The organism is Paenochrobactrum gallinarii, assembly GCF_014205685.1.
GTDB classification, from domain to species: domain Bacteria; phylum Pseudomonadota; class Alphaproteobacteria; order Rhizobiales; family Rhizobiaceae; genus Paenochrobactrum; species Paenochrobactrum gallinarii.
On record NZ_JACIIU010000007.1, the window covers coordinates 21,389 to 36,973 of the forward strand.

The window sequence follows — 15,585 nt, forward strand, 5'->3', positions numbered from 1 at the left end:
AATAACTCCGGTTCATGCACCCATGCCGCGTGATAACGAAGGGACGAGACGATTGAAAGAGATAATTGCCGGAGCAGACGCCGTTGGCAAACGATTAGACCAGTGGCTAAGCGCAGAGCTAGCCCCTGACCTGTCACGCAGCCGTATTCAGGCACTGATCGCCGACGGTTGTGTGACCGTCAATGGCGCGACTATTCGTGAAGCTAAACATAAGTTACGCGAAAATATGATCGTAACTATTGTGCTTGACGAAGTGCAGTCAACCAAACCCCAAGCTGAAAATATCCCTCTCGATATTCTCTATGAAGATGACGATGTTCTTGTCATCAACAAACCTGCCGGCCTTGTTGTCCACCCGGGCAGTGGAAACATGACCGGCACCCTGGTCAATGCCTTGATATATCATTGCGGCAATAATCTGTCACAAGTAGGCGGAGAATTGCGTCCGGGCATTGTCCACCGCCTCGATAAAGACACCAGCGGCGTTTTGGTCATCGCTAAAAATGATGAAGCGCACCAGCATTTATCGGCGCAATTTGCCGATCACGGCCTGACCGGTGATCTGGAGCGCGCCTATGTGGCGCTTGTCTGGGGCCTGCCGGAACGCCCGCAGGGGACGATTGAAACCTATCTTGGCCGCTCCAGCCGCGACCGCACCAAACAGGCAGTCGTGAAAGAAGACCGCGAAGATGCCCGCTATGCAGTCACTCACTACACGGTGCTTGAGCGCTTCGCGGCAAAAGAGGATGCCACTGCGCTGGCATCCGTGGTTGAATGCCAGCTGGAAACCGGCAGAACGCACCAGATTCGTGTTCATATGACCCATGCAGGCACACCGATTGTCGGTGACAATGATTATGGCGGCGCATTTAAAACCAAGGCTAACAAACTGCCGGACGAATTACGCGAAGCAGTACAAAAATTCCCGCGCCAGGCACTGCACGCCCGTCTGCTCGCCTTTGCCCATCCGGCAGATGAGCGGCTGATGCGGTTTGAAGCCCCCTTGCCGGATGACTTTCAAAATCTGATTAATCAGTTCCGCAAAGACCAGCACGGTTAAACCTCAAAAACTGCCTTCATCACTTGAAGGCAGTTTTTTTATACCTATCTATAAGAATAGCTTACTTAAAAAGGCGCTGCCCCTGTCATTAAGCACAGTGGCGCGTGAGCGACTTTCCCGTCTATTCATGAAAATCAAAAACCAATGGAACTTTTGTCAGGCTACAGCGTTAACAAAAGAGTGACAGACTGTGCATTGCTTTTCATCGTTTTTTTGCCTGATTTAAGTCTATACTGAAATTCAAACCGGTAGGCGATTTTGCGCCGGTGAAGCGGGCTTGCCAAATGGGAGCCTGCAACCAAGAAGAAGGAGGGTGCTTCATGGCCCAGGTCAATCTTCCAAGTATCACATCCGGTGACGGTGGTCTTACCCGTTATCTTGAAGAAATCCGTCGTTTTCCAATGCTTGAGCCACAACAAGAATATATGCTGGCCAAGCGTTATCATGAACACGCCGACCCGAAAGCCGCCCATAAGCTGGTGACAAGCCATTTGCGACTAGTGGCCAAAATTGCCATGGGTTATCGCGGCTACGGCTTGCCAATCGGTGAAGTGATCTCCGAGGGCAATGTCGGCCTGATGCAGGCTGTCAAAAAATTCGAGCCGGAACGTGGCTTCCGTCTGGCTACCTATGCAATGTGGTGGATCAAAGCTTCCATTCAGGAATATGTTTTGCGCTCATGGAGCCTCGTTAAAATGGGCACCACGGCTAATCAAAAACGCTTGTTCTTCAACCTGCGTAAAATGAAAAGTAAAATTCAGGCGCTTGATGATGGTGATCTGAATGCTGATCAGGTCGCGCAGATTGCAACAAAACTCAATGTAAGCGAAGAAGAAGTCGTGTCGATGAACCGTCGTTTGTCGGGCGATGCGTCTCTCAATGCCCCAATCCGCGCTTCTGAAGGCGAATCAGGCGAATGGCAGGACTGGCTTGTTGACGACAGCGACAGTCAGGAAACCATGCTGATTGAGCAGGATGAGCTGGAAAGCCGCCGTGCAATGCTCGAACAGGCCATGAGTAACCTGAACGAGCGTGAGCAGCGTATCTTCTACGCCCGTCGTTTGCTGGATGAGCCGATTACACTCGAAGCACTTTCGTCAGAGTTTAATATCAGCCGCGAGCGTGTGCGTCAGATTGAAGTGCGCGCCTTTGAAAAAGTGCAGGAAGCTGTACAGGCAGCAGCTCTGAGCCAACAACAGGCGCAGATGGCGATCAGCAATCAGGCTAATGCTTAAATGTTGATTGGTCTTCAATCACCGTAGATCAAAAAGGCCGCTTTCGCGGCCTTTTATTTTGTCTCAATTCAACTGGAGCGCCGTGTGCCATACCTGGCACACAAAGGTCGCTCTAACACTTTAAAATCAAAGCATAATTTAACCTTAGACTGATCCGGATTTAAGGAATGATGCTCTGGAGAAAACTCTTACTGGCTTTTCAGCACGTCATTAAAGACCTTCTCACCCGGCACGCCCTTTTCAAGGCTGAGCAGCGCGCGGCGACCATTGCGATAGGTGATCGGAATATCCACCCACTGCAAACGACGCATCAAGGACATATTGGTATCCACGGCTGTACGTGCATCATTGAGTGCAACTATAAAGAAGTTGTCGGCAATCTTCGATGAAATCGCAATCAGCGGATTACCGGCTGCCTGTTCTGTATCTTTGAAAGTGATACGCTGAACATTATCAACAGCACCACCCGAGAAATCATCCGGCACAAAGAACATCATTTCAATCAGATGGCTGGCTGGCAATGATTTATCCGCATTACGGCGAATGGTCATCTGCATGCGCAATTGCGTGTCAGGAATCGTAACTTCTGCGCGAATGGCAGGCTCTTCAGGCTCACCATCACCCGGTGAATCCTGCACAACAGACCAGACCACATTACCGGATTGCGCCGAACCCGAATCTGCACCTGAGCGTTCTTCATAGAAGAATGCCTTCTGGCCCACAGCAACACCGGAACCGCTTTGTTCACTATTGCCGGAAGAACTTACAGGTGCCTGACCAGAGTTTGAATTTTGGCTAAGTGCAGTAGTGGATTTACCTTCCGCCAGATCAGAGGCTGTGCCACCTGAAGGCCCTTCATCCACTTCTGTGCCATCCGGCAACAGACGCTGGGTAAGCTTTGGCTCCGGCGCATTTGGTGCAGTTGTGCCGCTCTCGGTGCCGCTGCCAATATCGGTTGTACCAGCCGCATTGCCTGGTGCCGGTTCATCGGTTCCACCTGCAACGGGCGCGTCTGTTTCACTACGACCAAGGCTTGAAGCCAGCTCGCTTAATTTGTCTTTATTGACATAGGCTGCATAACCGCCACCGCCAAGTGCCAGAGCTGCAATCAAACCAATGACCAAGCCTTTATAAGAACGCTTATCTTCCAGCGCATCGTTAAAGCCAGGCTTGCGTGCCGGACGCGATTTACCAGAAGCTCCCAGACGATCACCGGAGCGATCAACATCAGAAAGCATGTCACCGTTTGGTGAAGGAGCTTTATCAGTCGATGCTCCTGAAGCGGTAAAATCAGGCGCAGAGGTGAAAGTACCTGCATCACTGTCATGTCCGGCAGTATTTTCGTCTGAACCAGCTCGGTTTTCTGAAAGAAAACTCTCAAGCGGATCATCGGATTTTGAAACATCCGGCGCGATATCAAGCTCAATTTCCGGCTCTGGTTCGACAACCGGTGCCGGTGCATAAAAAGCTTCGACCTCTTGGATCGAATCTTCCAGCATCTGACGCTGACGCATCGAAACCGATTCAGGCGCATTGGCTGTTACCAGTTTCTGCTCGATCGTCGCGCGTGCTTTTGCATAGACGCGCTGACGCAATTCAGGTGTTGGATCCGCCTGCGCGTCAATGGTCTTCTTTAGTACCGCTACAAAATCTGCCATGCTATCAAGCCCGAACTCTCTGAAAAAGATATGGGATAAACTATCCAATAATCATAATTATTAAACAAAAGCAAAGAGCCGGCCATACTTAAACGACCGATAGCCGTTTTTTTTATAAAAAAAGCCCCGTTTCTGTTCTGAAACGAGGCTTTAACAGAGCTTATAATACTTCTTAGTCGTGGAACGGATCAGTTACCAGAATAGTATCTTCACGTTCAGGACTTGTTGAAAGCATTGCCACCGGCGCACCAATCAGTTCTTCAATATGACGAACATATTTAACAGCCTGTGCAGGCAGCTCATTCCAGCTGCGCGCACCGGCAGTCGTTTCTGACCAGCCCGGCAATGTCTCATAAATCGGCTTCACACGCGCCTGCGCACCCATTGAAGACGGCAGATAATCAATGCGCTTGCCATCCAGCTCATAAGCGACGCAAATCTTGATTTCTTCAAGACCGTCGAGCACATCGAGCTTGGTTAATGCAATACCGGTGATGCCGGAAGTGCGCACTGTCTGACGAACAATCACCGCATCAAACCAACCGCAGCGACGCTTACGACCAGTGACAACGCCAAATTCATGACCTTTAGTGCCAAGGAAATGACCGATTTCATCGTCGAGTTCTGTCGGGAAAGGTCCTTCACCAACGCGGGTTGTGTAAGCCTTGGTGATACCTAAAACATAGCCGATTGCTGTCGGGCCAAGACCGGAGCCGGCAGCAGCCTGACCAGCAACAGTGTTGGATGAGGTCACAAACGGATAGGTGCCGTGGTCATTGTCCAGAAGCGCGCCCTGCGCACCTTCAAACAGAATACGGTCGCCAGCCTTGCGACGTTCGTCCAGCAAGCGCCAGACCTGATCGATATAAGGCAGAATCTGGGTCGAAACCGAGGTCAGCTCTTCCAGAATAGTTTCAACTGCAATTTCTTCCAGTCCCATACCGCGACGCAGCAAATTGTGATGCGTCAGCAGGCGTTCGACCTTCGGCTGCAATGTTTCAGGCTCGGCCAGATCGATGACGCGAATCGCACGACGACCGACTTTATCTTCATAGGCCGGACCAATACCGCGCTTGGTGGTGCCGATTTTCAGACCTTCGGTTGCACCTTCGCGCATAGCATCCAGATCGCGGTGCAGCGACAAAATCAGTGGCGCATTTTCAGCAACGCGCAACACGTCAGGGGTGATGTTGACACCCTGTGCACGCAGTTTTTCAATTTCCATTACAAAATGATGCGGATCAACCACAACACCATTACCGATAACACTGAGCTTACCGCGCACAAGCCCTGAAGGCAGCAGCGACAATTTATAGCTCGTGCCATCAATGACGAGCGTATGGCCGGCATTATGACCGCCCTGATAGCGCACGATGACATCAGCACGTTCCGACAGCCAGTCGACGATTTTACCTTTGCCTTCGTCGCCCCATTGCGACCCGACGACAACCACATTTGCCATTGAAGAAACTCCTTGGTCCGGATTTTGCCCGTGAAAAAAGAAATCCAAGGATCAACGCACACTTAGCTTGAACAACAAGGTGCTGATCCCTCGTCTCTATACAGACAGATTGATAAAAGCGCGACTCTTGATTGCGCGAAATGAAGAAAAAATCTAAATATTTTTGAGAAAACGCACCATATAATGGGCATCATCCGAATAGGATTTCAGTTTTTGGGCAAGCGCTGCCACATCACGAACCGAAAAACCCTGTCGTTCCCAGAACGGGCGCGAGCCGTTAACGGCTACCAGCGCCATGGCATCAAAGCCATCATCTTGTGCCTGTTGCACCATTAATTTCAATAGTTTGGAAGCATTACCGCCAGAGCGCGCCTTTTCACTCAGCGCCACATCATGCAGGTAATAGCTGGAAGCGCTTGGAGGCAAAACCTCCAACAAAGAGTTCAGCGCAGGCGCTTCATCAAGCGCCCACGGATGACTGATGCCATAGCCGACAATATTATTGTCGTTCTCCAGCACAAAACAACCTGCCGGATAAAGATCGAATCTATCCTGAAAAACTGAAATATCTTCAGGGAAGTCGGGATGAACACTATTGGCAACGTCAGTGACAGCAGTCACATCTGTGTCGCGCATCTTGCGCCATACAAATTGATTCATCCCGTCTCTCATTTCTTAATCAGTTCTCTTCAACATTAAATTCCAGCGGACGCGCTGCTTTAATGGCCGGTTGTTCAGCCAGTTCTTCCAGCATTGCTGGCGGAATCGGCCCGTCAACATAAAGCAATGCAATTGCGTCACCGCCCGGCTTATCGCGTCCCAGAGCAAAGTTTGCAATATTAACTTTATGCTTGCCGCATACTGTACCCAGCAAACCAATCATGCCCGGAATGTCGACATTGGTGACATAAAGCATATCACGACCAACTTCCGCATCCAAATTAATACCCTTAATCTGGATAAAGCGTGGCTTGCCATCAGAGAAGCAAGTACCGGCAATGGAGCGTTCGCGCAATGTGGTTTTAACTGTCAGCTTGATATAACCATCAAATACGCCGGATTTATCACGCTTCACTTCGGAAACGATAATGCCGCGTTCCTTGACCATAATCGGTGCCGAAACCATGTTGACGTCTGACACCTGCGGGCGAATGAGACCTGCCAAAGCAGCACTCATCAAGGCACGGGTGTTCATATTCGCGGTCAAGCCATCAAACAGGATTTCAACTTCCTGAATCGGCTCATCGGTCACCTGACCAACGAAAGCGCCAAGCACTTCAGCCAGTTTGACAAAAGGCTTCAGCAATGGTGCTTCTTCAGCCGTAATCGACGGCATGTTGATCGCATTGGTAACAGCGCCCTTGATCAGATAATCCGACATTTGTTCGGCAACCTGCAAAGCCACATTTTCCTGTGCTTCAGATGTCGATGCCCCCAAATGCGGTGTGCAAACAACATTCGGCATGTTGAACAGTTCGTTTTCAGTGGCTGGCTCAACTTCAAATACGTCAATACCGGCACCCGCAACCTGACCGGATTTCAGCGCCTCAACCAAGTCTTTTTCAACAATCAGACCGCCGCGGGCACAGTTGATAATACGCACGCCTTTTTTGGTTTTGGCCAGATTTTCCGCATTGATGATATTGCGGGTTTTATCGGTCAGCGGAGTATGCAGCGTGATGAAATCAGCGCGTGCCAGCAATGTGTCGAGGTCAACTTTCTCAACGCCCAGCTCTTTCGCACGGCCTTCAGACAAGAACGGATCGAAAGCAACCACATTCATTTTAAGGCCAATGGCGCGGGATGCAACAATCGCACCAATATTGCCGCAACCAATAACACCCAATGTTTTACCGGTGATTTCAACACCCATAAAACGGTTCTTTTCCCACTTACCGGCGCGTGTCGAAACATCGGCTTCCGGCAATTGGCGCGCAACCGCAAACATCAGTGCAATTGCATGTTCAGCAGTGGTGATCGAATTACCAAAAGGCGTATTCATTACAATGATACCACGGCGCGATGCAGCCGGAATATCCACATTGTCGACACCGATACCGGCGCGGCCAATTACTTTCAAATTGGTTGCCGCAGCAATCAGTTTTTCGGTTGCTTTTGTGGCTGAGCGGATCGCCAAACCATCATACTGGCCGATCACTTCCAGCAGCTTTTCTTTGTCTTTGCCAAGATCAGGCAAATAGTCCACTTCAACGCCACGATCTTTAAAGATCTGAACAGCAGTTGGTGATAATTTATCAGATACCAATACGCGCGGTGCCATTATGGCCTCCATCACTTAACTTTGAAAATATGGAAATGTGAGAAAAAGCAGTGATGATAAAAGTCCCAACTCAATTACCATCACGCTTTTGAAAAGCTTGATTAAGCAGCCTGCTTGAGGGCTGCCTTCTGGCTCTGGAAAGCCCATTCGAGCCAATGGGTCAAAGCTTCGACATCAGATGTCTCAACGGTGGCACCAACCCAGATACGCAAGCCCGAAGGTGCATCACGATAAGCACCGATATCAAAGGCCACGCCTTCTTTTTCCAGTGCGGATACGATGCCCTTGGCAAAAGCTGCCTGCTGATCGGCCGGCAATGCCAGCACATCTTCATCAACAATAGTCAGGCAAACAGATGTATTGGAGCGGGTTTCCGGCTTTGCAGCCAGATTGGCAATCCAAGGGGTCTTTTCAACAAAAGCATCAAGAACTGCAAAGTTGCGATCGGCACGGCCGATCAAAGCCTGCAAACCACCGAGGTTTTGCGCCCATTCCAGTGCATCAATATAATCTTCAACGCAAAGCATCGAAGGTGTATTGATGGTTTCACCGGCAAAAATACCTTCAATCAGCTTGCCGCCTTTGGTGAGGCGGAAGATTTTTGGCATTGGCCATGCTGGTTTATAGGTTTCCAGACGCTCGACAGCGCGTGGTGACAAGATGAGAATGCCGTGCGCACCTTCACCGCCCAGCACTTTCTGCCAGGAGAAGGTGACAACATCGAGCTTTTCAAATGCGAGATCCTGCGCAAATGCAGCAGAGGTCGCATCACAAATGGTCAGACCCTTGCGGTCTGCCGGAATAAAATCGCCATTGGCAACGCGCACACCTGAAGTGGTGCCGTTCCAGGTAAAGACAACATCACGGTCAAAGTCGACTTCAGCGAAATCAACAATTTCGCCATAAGGTGCTTCAAAAACGCGGGTATCTTCTAATTTAAGTTGCTTGACTACATCGGTTACCCAACCGGCACCGAAACTTTCCCACGCAACCATATCGACGCCGCGCGCGCCAAGCAGTGACCAGAGCGCCATTTCAACAGCGCCGGTATCGGATGCAGCGACAATACCGATACGGTAATCTGCAGGGACGTTTAAAACTTCACGGGTAAGGTCGATCGCCTGTTTCAGCTTGCTCTTGCCGATTTTCGCACGATGCGAGCGGCCAAGAGGTGCACCACTGAGCGCATCAAGCGACCAGCCGGGACGTTTTGCACAGGGACCAGAAGAAAAATTAGGATTAAGCGGACGGGTGTCCGGCTTCATAAGCTTAGTCATTTTGTTTCCTATCCTCACAGATAGCACGCGTCTCGTTGGGGAGACGTGGCCCACTTACCGAGATACTGGAAACACCATCCAAGTGCAAGATGGTTGAGAAAATATTTTTATGGCACGTGATGACTGCAGTTTATTTTCACTTTTATCGGAACCATTTTGCGGGAAAAAGCGTTTTAATTTTTGCAACGTGCCTCACCTCAAAAAAAGCTGGAGACATTTTATGGAAGATGCACAAATCGGTTGGATTGCAGCAATTATTATTGGTGGCTTAGCCGGTTGGCTGGCCGAAATGTTCATGAAAAGCAATAATGGCATCTTCATGAACATCATTTTAGGCATCATCGGCGCAGTTGTCGCCAATTTCCTGCTCGGTCTTTTTGGTGTCATTCTCACAGGCTGGATCGGCTATCTGATTGCCGGTTTCATTGGTGCCTGTATTCTCATTGCCGTTGGCCGCGCTATCAGGCGCTAATAAAACGAATCACAAAAAAGCAGGCTCAACGGCCTGCTTTTTTAATACTGTATGTAGTTCAGTAATTAGTTATCGAACTGGTAACGCAGACCAACGCGAACATCATGGATGTTCAAGCCTTTGTCGTAAGTCGGGCCGTTGGAATATGCACCTTCACTCATTTTACCACCATTGACGTGACGGAAACGATAACCGGCATCAAGCTTCAGGTTACGGGTCAGGTCATAAGACGCACCAGCCATCAAAGCCCATGTAAAGCGCCAGTTTGATGCCCCGTCCATTTCAATCGCTTTAGCCTGCCCCGGGTTCTGCTGAATCACATTACCCCATTTAACGTAAGTTCCACCGATACCAGCGCCAACATATGGCGTAACACCGTTAATATTGGCGATATCAACATAAGCATTTGCCATTAATGACAGTGCAGACATTTTACTGCTGTCAGATGATGTGCATCTGGTATTGCCGCACCATGTACCACGACTACCCTCAAAAGATGAGCGCGTCATATAATCCAAAGTAAGATCGGTACGGAAATAGTCAGTTACCTGATAACCGACACCACCACCGACAAGGAAAGAACCTTTAAGTTTACCCGAAACATGACCGTCATCACCTTGAATCACACAAGGATCACCACTGCAGCTTTTATCGAGTGTGTAAGTGGGGAACTTTCCGTCACGGAATTTGGCTTTTGAATAACCAACATCACCGCGCAAATACCAGCCACCGGTTGAAACCGGCTGTGGCGGCAGTTCAATTATCTGCGTTTCAATAACATCCGCAGCTCGCGAAAGAGTTGTAAAACTTGCAGTGCCCGTTAACGCGATCGCGACCGCCAAGCCATATTTCAGGGTCTGTTTCATATCAGCCTCATCACAATGTAACATCGCGCAACGATGCAACTATCAATTTTGAGACCAATCTAACGGCTAAAAGTTAAATGCTGCTTAACCTTGTTTTTTTACCATAAACATTGTGGTTTGCTGATAAAATAAAACAATAAAAAAACCGCCCGATCATCATCGGGCGGCTCGAAACGGTTAAGAACGAAAGCTTTAAGCAGCGGTTTTAACCGAAGAAATTACGTTGATAATATCATCGACAACGGTTTCCACCAATTGACGGTCATCCCCCTCAGCCATCACGCGGATCAATGGCTCAGTACCTGATGGACGGATCACCAAACGGCCATTATCACCCAATCTGCTTTGCGCATCTTCAATTGCGGATTTCACAAGTTTGTTTTCAAGTGGTTTTCCACCTGTAAAGCGCACATTCTTCAACAATTGCGGCACAGGTTCAAATTTGCGGCAAACTTCGCTCAGAGGGCGCCCCTCTTCTTGCACACAGGCCAAAATCTGCAATGCAGAAACAAGACCGTCACCAGTTGTTGAAAATTCCGAAAGTACGATATGACCGGACTGCTCACCACCCACATTGAAGCCGTTAGCGCGCATATGTTCAACCACATAGCGGTCACCAACTTTGGTGCGCGCCAGTGACAGATGATGATCCGTCAGAAAGCGCTCAAGGCCAAGATTGGACATGATAGTTGCAACGATGCCGCCACCCTCCAGACGACCGCTACGCGCCCAGGATTGCGCAATTACAGCCATCAGCTGATCGCCGTCAATTACCGTGCCGGTTTCGTCAACCAGCAATACACGATCCGCATCACCATCAAGCGCAATACCCACATCGGCACGAACTTCATGCACTTTACGAATCAAACCAATCGGATGGGTCGAGCCACAATCTTCATTGATATTGATACCGTTCGGCTTGTCATTAATGGTGATAACTTCTGCACCAAGCTCCCACAGCGCAGCAGGTGCTACTTTATAGGCTGCACCATTGGCGCAATCGACAACGATCCTTAAACCTTCCAATGACAAATTGCGTGGCAAGGTGCGTTTCGCAAATTCAATATAGCGATAAATATCACCGTCAACGCGCTTGGCTTTACCCACATCGCCATGGCTCACCAAGAGCGAGCTCATATCCTCATCAATCATCTTCTCGATCTGAATTTCCAAATCATCAGACAATTTGAAACCGTCAGGACCGAACAATTTGATGCCATTGTCATAAAACGGATTATGCGATGCAGAGATCATCACACCAATATCAGCGCGCAGTGAACGGCATAGCATAGCAACGGCTGGGGTCGGGATTGGCCCTAGCAAAAATACATCCATACCGGTTGCGGTAAAACCTGCCACAAGCGCATTTTCCAGCATATAACCGGAACGGCGTGTGTCCTTGCCAATAACCACGCGGCGCGCCTGACCAGAATGGCGAAATAAATGTCCGACCGCCATGCCTACTTTCATAGCGATATCGGGCGTCATCGGAAAACTATTGGCTTTTCCGCGGATACCATCTGTACCAAAATATTTGCGACTCATGATTGCGCCTTATCCCGTGAGCTGCCGGATGAAACATTCAGCGGACAGTTATTGCGCATTTTATCGCAGAACTGCCGCAAAACGGCAATAACACTCTTTTTCACTGTTTGTATGGAATTATATCAATTGATTAAATAATGCCACTTGCATTAACAAACTCATATTTATCAACGCTCTGCCCGTAAAGACAAAAAATTAAAAATATGACAGAGCTAATCCATACCAATTTACGACGATTAAATCGGCAAAGAAAAAGGCCGGATTAACCGGCCTTTAAACAAATCAATTTGGTTGCGGCTCTGGCTCAATATGGCCTTCATCGCCTGCTTCACCACCCTTTTTAGGGGTAGAAGCACCGGCTTTAGGCACGCCTGAACCACGGGTTGGTGTATCATCACCGGCATCACGGTTCGGTTTTTTACCGGCCAGAAGATCCTTGATCTCGTCGCCGGAGAGCGTTTCATATTCGAGAAGACCTTCGGCTAGAGCCACCCAGTCTTCACGCTTTTCAGTCATGATACGGGTTGCTTCTGCGTAAGCTTCATCGATCAGACGACGAACTTCAGCATCGATAATCTGGGCAGTTTCTTCCGACACATTCTGTGTTCTTGCCACGGAATGACCCAAGAAGACTTCTTCCTGATTTTCGCCATAGGCCACATAACCAAGCTTATCCGAATAGCCCCACTGGGTAACCATCGAGCGTGCCAGCTTGGTTGCCTGCTGAATATCCGAGGACGCACCAGACGTGACATTTTCCTTACCGAATTTCAGCTCTTCCGCCACGCGGCCACCCATCATGATCGCAAGACGCGAAATCATCCAGGTGTAAGTGACAGAATAACGATCACCTTCCGGCAACTGCATCACCATGCCCAGCGCACGACCGCGCGGGATAATGGTTGCTTTATGCAGCGGGTCAGCCTTTGGCACATTAAGTGCCACGATCGCGTGTCCGGCTTCATGATAAGCGGTATTCATCTTTTCTTCCTGCGTCATAGCAGAAGAACGACGCTCCGCACCCATCATGATTTTGTCTTTTGCGTCTTCAAATTCCTGCATGGTGACAAGGCGTTTATTGCGACGCGCAGCCATCAAAGCAGATTCGTTGACAAGGTTGGCAAGGTCAGCACCGGAGAAACCAGGTGTACCACGTGCCAGCACTTTCAGATCGACATTCGGAGCAAGCGGCACATTGCGCACATGCACTTTCAAAATCTGCTCACGACCGGTTACATCCGGATTAGGCACGACAACCTGACGGTCAAAACGACCCGGACGCAGAAGTGCGGGATCAAGCACGTCAGGACGGTTGGTTGCTGCAATCAGAATAATCGATTCATTAGCTTCAAAACCATCCATCTCAACCAGCAACTGGTTCAATGTCTGTTCGCGCTCGTCATTACCACCGCCGAGGCCTGCGCCACGATGACGGCCGACCGCATCAATTTCATCGATGAAGATAATGCAAGGTGCGTTTTTCTTGGCCTGCTCGAACATATCACGGACACGGCTGGCACCAACACCGACAAACATTTCCACGAAGTCTGAACCGGAAATCGTGAAGAAAGGTACATTGGCTTCACCGGCAACAGAACGCGCCAGCAAAGTTTTACCGGTTCCCGGAGGGCCCACGAGCAAAACACCGCGCGGAATTTTACCGCCCAGACGCTGAAATTTCTGCGGGTCACGCAAAAACTCTACGATTTCTTCCAGATCTTCTTTGGCTTCGTCAACGCCTGCCACATCCTTAAAAGTCACGCGGCCATGCGCTTCGGTCAGCAATTTTGCTTTCGATTTACCGAAACCCATCGCTCCGCGCGAGCCGCCCTGCATCTGGCGCATGAAGAAAATCCACACACCCAAAATCAGGATCATCGGCAGCCATGACAGCAAAATACCAAGCAGTGAACCGGAACCGTCGCTTTCAGGGCGAGCCGTAATGGTCACTCCCTTTTCTTCCAGACGTGACACAAGACCGGTATCGCCAGGTGAATAGGTCTGGAATGTCGAACCATTATCGCCGTAAGAGCCGGAAACACGCTGGCCGGTAATCGTTACAGACTTAACGCGCCCGTTAGACACATCATCTATAAACTGCGAATAGGGAATTTCACGCGATGCCGTGCGCTGACCGGGGCTCTGAAAAAGGTTGAACAGAGCGACTAAAAGTAGAGCAATGATCGCCCAGAGGGCGAAGTTGCGATAATTCGGGTTCATAACGGGTCCAATCGATAACCTCGACGTTCCTGCAATCCGGAACAATATTCAAACAGTAACATAGGGTCGAACAACGGCATTGCCAAGGCAATCTGCGCGATCAAAGTCGATTCTTATGAAACTTTCTGCAAATATTTGCGACAGGGTTAAGTTCACCGCCGCCGAAGTGCTGATAAAAACGCGAAGCCAGTATAAAATCATGCCCCGTCAACACATTATCCAGCAATGCATAGTGTTTCGAGACGGAAATATCGTTCATTTCAGCGCATTGAAACCCCAAAGCAGGCAGGCCACACAACTGATTCTTTTTATAAATGCCGGGGCAAGAAAAAACGGCCGGTTGAAAAAAATCGTGCCGGTTCAGATCATTGTTCAGGCAAAATCCATGAAAATCGTCACGCGCAACGGGTCTCACTTCTATCGCTTCATCACTATTATTTTGAATGTAATAACGCTGATCCCATAAGATTTTGCTCTTTTGTGCCACGCTTACAACGGGCAAATTGCGATGCTCCCGCCAGATACGATGATGTTTAAGCCCGGCCTCAATCACGCAACCTGCATAATTCATCCGCTTTTGCGATAGCTGCGATGCGCTCAATGTTTGACAGATAAAGTCACGATCTTCAAAGCGCAGCAGATGATTTTTACCGCCAATATGTGCCAGCACGAAACCAATAAAGAGAGAGGCAGCCTCTTGCGGCATTGCTGCCAGTAAAGCCGTATCGAGCAAAACAATATCGGGCGCAACAAGCTTGGCAAGTTGTGCATTCGCATCCCAATAATCGGCCACTTGCTGATTAATATCTGTGCGCTTTGCGACTGCCTGATCAATCAAAGTTAAATAGCTCTGATGCTCTTCTTCCTTGCGGGTCTGCCGGATACGCGGGCGCTCATAATGGGTGTCTAAATTGGTCGGATCATCAATCCATTGAATATTTCTGCCACGCAAACCATCACGTAATGCTTCACGCCTTGCATTCAACAAAGGCCGCACCAGCAAAAACTCTCTTGCGAGTAGCGTAAAGACAGCCATTCCCGCCAAGCCGCGAAAATCATTTGCGCCCTCACCCGAAGCATTTTTCTGCCGCGACTGCCGCATAATATAGGTTTCCACCTGATCATCCTGACTATGACCGGTAAAAATCATCGATGCACCGGCTTCACGCGCCGCTTCCATCAATAAATGATAACGCATCGCGCGTGCAGCGGCGGAAATGCCAGTACTGGGCTTCTCAGCCTTCCAGACTTTGATGATATGCCTGATGTTTCTTTGCGCACAAAACTGCGCAACAAACTGCGCCTCAGCGGCTGATTCTGCACGTAGATCATGATCGACAGTAACGGCCACCAATTGCGGGACAGTCTGTGTGGCTTCCAGCTTGTTTAAATAATCGTGCAACAAAATAAGAAGCGCGATGGAATCGCTGCCGCCAGAAACGGCCGCAACAATTGCCTTTTCATCTTCTAACTTCAATTCAGCGCAAACTGCGTCCAGATCAGTCATGC

General features: G+C 49.4%; 12 protein-coding genes. 3 read left to right on the top strand and 9 right to left on the bottom strand.

Annotation, left to right across the window (positions count from 1 at the left end; all coding sequences use genetic code 11):
- Window positions 1-22: 22 nt before the first annotated feature.
- On the top strand, window positions 23-1,060 hold the full coding sequence (locus FHS77_RS08780; RefSeq protein WP_184222449.1) for an RluA family pseudouridine synthase: 1,038 nt from the start codon (window positions 23-25) through the stop codon (window positions 1,058-1,060).
- 320 nt (window positions 1,061-1,380) lie between these two features.
- On the top strand, window positions 1,381-2,295 hold the full coding sequence (gene rpoH, locus FHS77_RS08785) for an RNA polymerase sigma factor RpoH (RefSeq protein ID WP_184222451.1): 915 nt from the start codon (window positions 1,381-1,383) through the stop codon (window positions 2,293-2,295).
- A 188-nt stretch (window positions 2,296-2,483) separates the two neighbouring features.
- Here the strand turns inward: rpoH and FHS77_RS08790 are convergent, their stop codons facing one another.
- From FHS77_RS08790 to FHS77_RS08810, 5 genes are all read right to left on the bottom strand, one after another.
- A complete protein-coding gene (locus FHS77_RS08790) occupies window positions 2,484-3,953 on the bottom strand; it encodes a transcriptional regulator (RefSeq protein WP_184222453.1) in 1,470 nt (489 codons plus the stop codon).
- A gap of 172 nt (window positions 3,954-4,125) precedes the next feature.
- Window positions 4,126-5,415 carry an adenylosuccinate synthase gene (locus FHS77_RS08795; RefSeq protein ID WP_184222455.1) on the bottom strand — a complete coding sequence of 430 codons (1,290 nt, stop codon included), beginning with the start codon at window positions 5,413-5,415 and terminating at the stop codon, window positions 4,126-4,128.
- A 153-nt stretch (window positions 5,416-5,568) separates the two neighbouring features.
- On the bottom strand, window positions 5,569-6,087 hold the full coding sequence (locus tag FHS77_RS08800) for a GNAT family N-acetyltransferase (protein WP_184222457.1): 519 nt from the start codon (window positions 6,085-6,087) through the stop codon (window positions 5,569-5,571).
- A 7-nt stretch (window positions 6,088-6,094) separates the two neighbouring features.
- The gene (gene serA, locus FHS77_RS08805) at window positions 6,095-7,696 is read right to left on the bottom strand and encodes a phosphoglycerate dehydrogenase (RefSeq protein WP_184222459.1); all 1,602 of its coding nucleotides are present in this window, start codon (window positions 7,694-7,696) and stop codon (window positions 6,095-6,097) included.
- Window positions 7,697-7,797: 101 nt separating this feature from the next.
- A complete protein-coding gene (locus FHS77_RS08810) occupies window positions 7,798-8,973 on the bottom strand; it encodes a phosphoserine transaminase (RefSeq protein WP_184222461.1) in 1,176 nt (391 codons plus the stop codon).
- Between the two features lie 220 nt (window positions 8,974-9,193).
- Between FHS77_RS08810 and FHS77_RS08815 the strand changes: the two genes are divergently transcribed.
- Window positions 9,194-9,445 carry a GlsB/YeaQ/YmgE family stress response membrane protein gene (locus FHS77_RS08815; RefSeq protein ID WP_184222463.1) on the top strand — a complete coding sequence of 84 codons (252 nt, stop codon included), beginning with the start codon at window positions 9,194-9,196 and terminating at the stop codon, window positions 9,443-9,445.
- 65 nt (window positions 9,446-9,510) lie between these two features.
- Here FHS77_RS08815 and FHS77_RS08820 read toward each other — a convergent pair whose 3' ends face one another.
- The 4 genes from FHS77_RS08820 to tilS form a co-directional block, all read right to left on the bottom strand.
- Window positions 9,511-10,311, bottom strand: coding sequence for an outer membrane protein (locus FHS77_RS08820; protein ID WP_184222465.1), 801 nt, complete (start codon window positions 10,309-10,311; stop codon window positions 9,511-9,513).
- 192 nt (window positions 10,312-10,503) lie between these two features.
- Window positions 10,504-11,856 (bottom strand): phosphoglucosamine mutase, encoded by a 1,353-nt coding sequence (gene glmM, locus FHS77_RS08825; protein WP_184222467.1) that lies wholly within the window; start codon window positions 11,854-11,856, stop codon window positions 10,504-10,506.
- 282 nt (window positions 11,857-12,138) lie between these two features.
- The gene (gene ftsH, locus FHS77_RS08830; protein WP_184222469.1) at window positions 12,139-14,076 is read right to left on the bottom strand and encodes an ATP-dependent zinc metalloprotease FtsH; all 1,938 of its coding nucleotides are present in this window, start codon (window positions 14,074-14,076) and stop codon (window positions 12,139-12,141) included.
- A 100-nt stretch (window positions 14,077-14,176) separates the two neighbouring features.
- Complete coding sequence (gene tilS, locus FHS77_RS08835; RefSeq protein WP_184222471.1) at window positions 14,177-15,583, bottom strand: tRNA lysidine(34) synthetase TilS; 1,407 nt, start codon at window positions 15,581-15,583, stop codon at window positions 14,177-14,179.
- Between the last annotated feature and the right edge of the window lie 2 nt (window positions 15,584-15,585).

What these genes read in the sequence shown, in the direction of transcription:
- FHS77_RS08780 (WP_184222449.1), top strand. Translation starts at nt 23, where the DNA reads ATGCCGCGTGATAACGAAGGGACGAGACGATTGAAAGAGATAATTGCC.
- rpoH (WP_184222451.1), top strand. Translation starts at nt 1,381, where the DNA reads ATGGCCCAGGTCAATCTTCCAAGTATCACATCCGGTGACGGTGGTCTT.
- FHS77_RS08790 (WP_184222453.1), bottom strand. Translation starts at nt 3,953, where the DNA reads ATGGCAGATTTTGTAGCGGTACTAAAGAAGACCATTGACGCGCAGGCG.
- FHS77_RS08795 (WP_184222455.1), bottom strand. Translation starts at nt 5,415, where the DNA reads ATGGCAAATGTGGTTGTCGTCGGGTCGCAATGGGGCGACGAAGGCAAA.
- FHS77_RS08800 (WP_184222457.1), bottom strand. Translation starts at nt 6,087, where the DNA reads ATGAGAGACGGGATGAATCAATTTGTATGGCGCAAGATGCGCGACACA.
- serA (WP_184222459.1), bottom strand. Translation starts at nt 7,696, where the DNA reads ATGGCACCGCGCGTATTGGTATCTGATAAATTATCACCAACTGCTGTT.
- FHS77_RS08810 (WP_184222461.1), bottom strand. Translation starts at nt 8,973, where the DNA reads ATGACTAAGCTTATGAAGCCGGACACCCGTCCGCTTAATCCTAATTTT.
- FHS77_RS08815 (WP_184222463.1), top strand. Translation starts at nt 9,194, where the DNA reads ATGGAAGATGCACAAATCGGTTGGATTGCAGCAATTATTATTGGTGGC.
- FHS77_RS08820 (WP_184222465.1), bottom strand. Translation starts at nt 10,311, where the DNA reads ATGAAACAGACCCTGAAATATGGCTTGGCGGTCGCGATCGCGTTAACG.
- glmM (WP_184222467.1), bottom strand. Translation starts at nt 11,856, where the DNA reads ATGAGTCGCAAATATTTTGGTACAGATGGTATCCGCGGAAAAGCCAAT.
- ftsH (WP_184222469.1), bottom strand. Translation starts at nt 14,076, where the DNA reads ATGAACCCGAATTATCGCAACTTCGCCCTCTGGGCGATCATTGCTCTA.
- tilS (WP_184222471.1), bottom strand. Translation starts at nt 15,583, where the DNA reads ATGACTGATCTGGACGCAGTTTGCGCTGAATTGAAGTTAGAAGATGAA.